This window comes from Puniceibacterium antarcticum, from assembly GCF_002760615.1.
Taxonomy (GTDB): Bacteria; Pseudomonadota; Alphaproteobacteria; order Rhodobacterales; family Rhodobacteraceae; genus Puniceibacterium; species Puniceibacterium antarcticum.
In genome coordinates this window covers 1-1,550 of record NZ_AWWI01000166.1, presented here as the reverse complement: position 1 = coordinate 1,550, position 1,550 = coordinate 1, and the positions used below count along the sequence as shown (strand labels likewise).

The following is a 1,550-nucleotide window of genomic DNA, read 5'->3' as shown; positions in this document are numbered from 1 at the left end:
GGTCTGGGGCATGCGGTCTGGTGCGCGCGCCGTCTGATCGGCAATGAACCCTTTGCCGTCATCCTGCCCGACGACGTGATCGCCGCTGACAAGCCCTGCCTCAAGCAGATGGTCGAGGCCTATCAGGAAACCGGCGGCAACATGGTCGCCGCGATGGAAGTGCCCGCCGAAAAGGCATCATCCTATGGCATGCTGGACGTGCTTGAGGACATGGGCAGCATCGTGTCGGTCAAGGGTATGGTCGAGAAGCCGGCAAAAGGCACCTCGCCTTCCAATCTGGCGGTGATCGGGCGCTATATCCTGTCGCCGCAGGTTCTGAAGAACCTCAACAAGATGAAGGCCGGCGCAGGTGGAGAGATTCAGCTGACCGACGCGATCGCACAGGAAATCGGCGGCAAAGAGGGCGTCTATGGCATGCGCTTCCGCGGCCAGCGCTTTGACTGCGGTTCCAAAGCCGGGTTCCTGCAGGCCACCGTGGCCTTTGGTCTGGCCCGCGAAGAGCTGAGGGACGATCTGCGCACCTTCCTGCACGAAATCATCTCGGCAGAGAAAGCCGCGGAGTAAGTCAGTGTCACATGTTCTTGTTACCGGAGGCGCCGGCTACATCGGCGCCCATGCCTGCAAGGCGCTGGCGCGCGCAGGCTTTACCCCCGTCACCTTCGACAACCTGTCGACCGGCTGGCAGGATGCGGTGAAATTCGGGCCCTTCGAGCAGGGTGACCTGCTTGACCGGGCCCGTCTGGACGAGGTTTTCGCCAAATGGCAACCAGTGGCGGTGATGCATTTCGCCGCCCTCAGCCAGGTGGGCGAGGCAATGTCCGAGCCGGGCAAATACTGGCGCAACAACGTCTCAGGCTCTCTGACCCTGATCGAGGCGGCTGTGGCGGCGGAATGTCTGAACTTTGTCTTCAGTTCGACCTGCGCGACCTATGGCGAACAGGATAATGTGGTGCTGGATGAAAACAGCCTGCAGATGCCGCTGAACGCCTATGGTGCATCGAAACGCGCGATCGAGGATATCCTGCGCGATTTCGAGGCGGCCCATGCCCTGCGCCACGTGATCTTTCGCTACTTCAACGTGGCGGGCGCGGATCCGGACGCCGAGGTGGGCGAACACCACCGCCCAGAGACTCATCTGATCCCCGTCATGCTGGACGCCATTCAGGGCAAGCGCGCCGCGCTGACCATCCATGGCACGGATTACGACACGCCCGATGGCACCTGCATCCGCGATTACGTGCATGTCTGCGATCTGGTGGATGCTCATGTTCTGGGGCTGAAGTGGCTGCAGGACGGCAAGGGCAGCCGGGTGTTCAACCTGGGCACCGGGAAGGGGTTTTCCGTGCGTGAAGTGATGGATGCCAGCCGCACCGTCACCAACAAGGAAGTCCCGGCCAGCGAAGGCCCGCGCCGCGCGGGCGACTGCACCGCGCTGGTGTCCGGATCGACCCGCGCCGAGACCGAGCTGGGCTGGACGCCGGGACGGTCCACCATGGATCAGATGATCGCCGACGCCTGGCGCTGGCATCAGGTGGGCCATTTCGACAAGT

The 1,550-nt window shown here is 62.8% G+C and carries 2 protein-coding genes; both read left to right on the top strand.

Annotation, left to right across the window (positions count from 1 at the left end; translation table 11 throughout):
* Positions 1-564, top strand: a 564-nt coding sequence (locus P775_RS23075) for a UTP--glucose-1-phosphate uridylyltransferase (protein ID WP_245875826.1), incomplete at its 5' end; no start/stop codon positions are given.
* Between the two features lie 4 nt (positions 565-568).
* On the top strand, positions 569-1,550 hold a 982-nt coding region (gene galE / locus P775_RS23070; protein WP_099913190.1), incomplete at its 3' end, for a UDP-glucose 4-epimerase GalE.